Source organism: Kitasatospora sp. NPDC059812 (genome assembly GCF_042732075.1).
In the GTDB taxonomy this organism is placed as follows: domain Bacteria; phylum Actinomycetota; class Actinomycetes; order Streptomycetales; family Streptomycetaceae; genus Kitasatospora.
On record NZ_JBHWIO010000020.1, the window covers coordinates 1 to 3,840 of the forward strand.

At 74.2% G+C, this 3,840-nt stretch carries 4 protein-coding genes and 1 riboswitch; of the genes, 3 read left to right on the forward strand and 1 reads right to left on the reverse strand.

Translation table 11 applies throughout. The annotated features are described in order from the left end of the window. Positions 1 to 61 precede the first annotated feature (61 nt). Positions 62 to 943 (forward strand): AAA family ATPase, encoded by an 882-nt coding sequence (locus ACFV6D_RS13055; protein WP_380559640.1) that lies wholly within the window; start codon positions 62 to 64, stop codon positions 941 to 943. Between the two features lie 80 nt (positions 944 to 1,023). Next, on the forward strand, positions 1,024 to 1,833 hold the full coding sequence (locus ACFV6D_RS13060) for an Fpg/Nei family DNA glycosylase (RefSeq protein WP_380559642.1): 810 nt from the start codon (positions 1,024 to 1,026) through the stop codon (positions 1,831 to 1,833). Between the two features lie 52 nt (positions 1,834 to 1,885). Here ACFV6D_RS13060 and ACFV6D_RS13065 read toward each other — a convergent pair whose 3' ends face one another. Continuing rightward, positions 1,886 to 2,269, reverse strand: coding sequence for a metalloregulator ArsR/SmtB family transcription factor (locus ACFV6D_RS13065; protein WP_063346776.1), 384 nt, complete (start codon positions 2,267 to 2,269; stop codon positions 1,886 to 1,888). A gap of 81 nt (positions 2,270 to 2,350) precedes the next feature. Further along, a riboswitch (cobalamin riboswitch) is annotated at positions 2,351 to 2,565 on the forward strand. A 29-nt stretch (positions 2,566 to 2,594) separates the two neighbouring features. Here ACFV6D_RS13065 and ACFV6D_RS13070 point away from each other — a divergent pair. Further along, positions 2,595 to 3,707: a HoxN/HupN/NixA family nickel/cobalt transporter gene (locus ACFV6D_RS13070; RefSeq protein WP_380559723.1), complete on the forward strand. Its 1,113-nt coding sequence runs from the start codon at positions 2,595 to 2,597 to the stop codon at positions 3,705 to 3,707. Positions 3,708 to 3,840 lie beyond the last annotated feature (133 nt).

Sequence of the window (3,840 nt, forward strand, 5' to 3'; positions counted from 1 at the left end):
GCGGCGGACTGTGCCCGCCGCCGGGCCGCCGTGTAGTCTCCCCGCTGAGAGGTGTCGGGAGGTGACCGTGACGCAGTACGCCGGGGGTGGGCACGTCCCGCCGCGTCCCGCCGCTCCGCCGGGGCCGCAGCCGTCGGGGGCCGCCGCGCCGCCGCCGGTGCCGCCCGTTCCGGCCCCTGTTCCCGCCGCTGCGCCGCCGGCTCCGGCCGCTCCGGTGCCGCCTGCTCCCGTGCCGCCCGCTCCGGCTCCTGTCTCCGCGCCCGCTCCGGCCGCACCCGCGCCCGCGCCCAGTGCGCCGGTCCCCGTCGGGGCCACCGGGCACTTCGTGCTGCCTTCCGGCGCGCCCGTGCAACTCCCCGCCCACCCGCCGCAGCGGCACGCGCCCGCCAGTCCGATCGCCGTCCTGCTGATCGGCCCGGCCGGGGCGGGCAAGACCACCGTCGCCCGGTACTGGGCCGAGCGCCGGCCCAGCCCGACCGCGCACATCAGCCTGGACGACGTCCGCGAGTGGGTGCAGTCCGGCTTCGCCAACCCGCAGTCCGGCTGGAACAACGCCTCCGAGGCGCAGTACCGGCTGGCCCGCCGCACCTGCGGCTTCGCCTGCCGCAACTACCTCGCCAACGGCATCTCCTGCATCATCGACGACGCCGTCTTCCCGGACCGCCCGGCCATCGGCCTCGGCGGCTGGAAGCGGCACATCGGCCCCGGCATGATCCCGGTCGTGCTGCTGCCCAGCCTGGACTCCGTGCTGCACCGCAACGCCCGGCGCGGCGGCACCCGGCGGCTCGGTGACGAGGAGGTGGCGCGGATCCACGGCCGGATGGCCGGCTGGTACAACTCCGGGCTGCCGATCATCGACAACTCGTACCTGGACGTGGCCGGCACCGCCGCCGAGCTGGACCGCGTCATCCTGGCCCGGCTGATGGGCATGCCGGTCCGCTGACCTGCGACGATCCGGCGCTGTCGGTGCCGACTGCGATGATGTGCGGGTCCTGTCGAACCACCCCGGGGGAGCTGACGCCCGTGCCGGAAGGCCACATCATCCACCGCCTCGCCGCCGAGAACCGGAAGGCCTTCGGCGGCCGCCCGGTCGAGGTGTCCAGCCCGCAGGGCCGGTTCGCCGACGAGGCCAAGGCCATCGACGGGCAGCTGCTCACCGCGGCCGAAGCCGTCGGCAAGCACCTGTTCCTCGGCTTCGAGGAGGGCGGCTGGGTGCACGTCCACCTCGGCCTCTACGGCGGCTTCGCCTTCGGCACCGGGCCCGCGCCCGAGCCGGTCGGCCTGGTCCGGCTGCGGCTGGCCAACGACGACGGCTACGCCGATCTGCGCGGCCCCAACACCTGCGCGCTGGTCACCGGCGCGGAGAAGGCCGCCGTCGCCGCCCGGCTGGGCCCCGACCCGCTGCGCGCCGACGCCGATCCGCAGGCCGCCTGGCGCCGGATATCGGCGAGCCGGACGACCGTCGCCGCGCTGCTGATGGACCAGAAGGTGCTGGCCGGGGTGGGCAACGTCTACCGGGCCGAGGTGCTGTTCCGCCACGGGATCAACCCGCACCGCGCCGGCCGCGACCTCACCCGGGGCGAGTGGGACGCGATCTGGGCCGACCTGGTCGCCCTGATGCGCGAGGGCGTCGGCGCGGGCCGGATCGACACCGTCCGCCCCGAGCACACCCCCGAGGCGATGGGCCGCCCGCCGCGCGTCGACGACCACGGCGGCGAGGTGTACGTCTACCGGCGGGCCGCGATGCCCTGCCTGGTCTGCGGCACCGACGTCCGGGCGGAGCAGCACGCCGCGCGCAACCTCTTCTGGTGCCCCGCCTGCCAGGCGGCCTGACCGGGTCCGCGGTTGCTCCGGCCGGGCCCCGGCGTGTCCTCCGGGGGGCCGGTCAGCCGACGGCCGCGGTGGGCTCGTGGTGTTCGGCGGCGGCGCACGCGTCGAGGAGGGGGCGCATGGCCTCGTCCACGAGCCGGTAGCGCACGACCCGCCCGTCCTTGTCCCCGGTGACCACGCCCGCGGTGCGGAGCAGCCGCAGGGCCTGGGACACGGCGGGGTCGCGCATGCCGGTGGCGACGGCGAGGTCGGAGACGGCGAGCGGGCCGGCCCGGTGGAGGGCGAGCAGGAGGGCGAGCCGCCCGGGGTCGGCGAGCAGGGAGAACCGCTCGGCCCAGGTGCGGACGTGCGCGGGGTCGCCGATCGCGGCGATGGCCTCGCAGACCCGGTGTCCGTCGATGGTGCGGTGGCCCGCGCGGTCGGCCGGTACGAGATGCATGCGCACATTGTTGCAGGAGGGGGCCTGTGATCCTGGACACCTGCGCAGGTGCGCAGCCTTGCAAGGGTGGGTCCTGGCCCCTACGGTGTTCCCCGCCGTGGTGCTCGGGAAGACCGGTGACGGATCCTCAGGGGTCCCAGTCCGGAGCGGCCCTCGCCACTGTGATCGGGCCATCGTGATCGTCGACGATGGAGAGACGTCCGTACCCACGACGCCACTGGGAGCCTCGCGCACCTGGGAAGGCGGGTACGGGACCCCCGTAAGCCAGGAGACCGGCCACGGCATCTCACGAAGTGTTTCCACGAGGTGCTGGAGCGTGACCCGAATGACCCTGCCCGAAACCGCCGCCGCCGAGGCGCCGGCGACACCGTCCGTGCTGCCCACGTTCCGCTGGAAGCGCGAGGACACCGTTCGCACGGCCGGGCTGATGGGGGTGATCCTGGCCATGCACGTGGTGGCGTTCGGGACGCTCATCTTCCTGGTCGCGCCCCACAACTACGCGGTCGGCACCCAGGTCTTCGGCGTGGGCCTGGGGATCACCGCGTACACCCTCGGCATGCGGCACGCCTTCGACGCCGACCACATCGCGGTGATCGACAACACCACCCGCAAGCTGATGGCGGACGGCAAGCGGCCGGTCTCGGTCGGCTTCTGGTTCGCCCTCGGGCACTCCTCGATGGTGGTGCTGATGGCCGCCCTGGTGGCGGGCGGCGCGCAGCTGGCCAGCACGCTGATGGACGACGACTCGACCACCCACAAGTGGCTCGGGATGGTCGGCACGACGGCCTCCGGCGCGTTCCTCTACCTGATCGGCGCGCTCAACCTGGCCGCGCTGCTCGGCATCCTCAAGGTGTTCCGGGCGATGCGGGCCGGGTCGTACGACGAGGCGCAGCTGGAGGAGCACCTCAACTCGCGCGGCTTCATGGCCCGGGTGCTGAACCGGGCGACCCGCTCGATCACCCGGCCCGGGCAGATGTTCCCGGTGGGCATGGTGCTGGGGCTGGGCTTCGACACCGCGACCGAGGTCACTCTGATGGTGATGGCCGGGTCGGGCGCGGCGGCCGGGCTGCCCTGGTACGCGATCGTCTGCCTGCCGCTGCTGTTCGCGGCCGGGATGAGCCTGTTCGACACCCTGGACGGGACGTTCATGAACTTCGCGTACCAGTGGGCCTTCGCCAACCCGGTCCGGAAGGTCTACTACAACCTGACGATCACCGGGCTGTCGATCGCGGTGGCCTTCGTCATCGGCACCATCGAGCTGGTCGGCGTGCTGCACGAGAAGCTCGATCTGACCGACCCGGTCACCGGCTGGATCGCGGGCATCTCGCTGGACAACGTCGGCTACGCGATCGCCGGGCTGTTCGTGGTGGTCTGGGCCGCGGCGATCGCCTACTGGAAGCTGGCGCGGGTGGAGAAGCGCTGGGCGGCCGCCGAGTAGTGACGGCTGCGAGCGGCGACGGCTGCGAGCAGCGACGGGGGCGCCCCCCCGGGGCCCCGGGGGGGGCGGGGTGGTCGGGGGGGGGGGGGTCGGGGGGGGTGCCGGGGGGGGGACCGGCGGGGGGGGGTGGGGT

What these genes read in the sequence shown, in the direction of transcription:
- ACFV6D_RS13065 (WP_063346776.1), bottom strand. Translation starts at nt 2,269, where the DNA reads ATGCATCTCGTACCGGCCGACCGCGCGGGCCACCGCACCATCGACGGA.
- ACFV6D_RS13070 (WP_380559723.1), top strand. Translation starts at nt 2,595, where the DNA reads ATGACCCTGCCCGAAACCGCCGCCGCCGAGGCGCCGGCGACACCGTCC.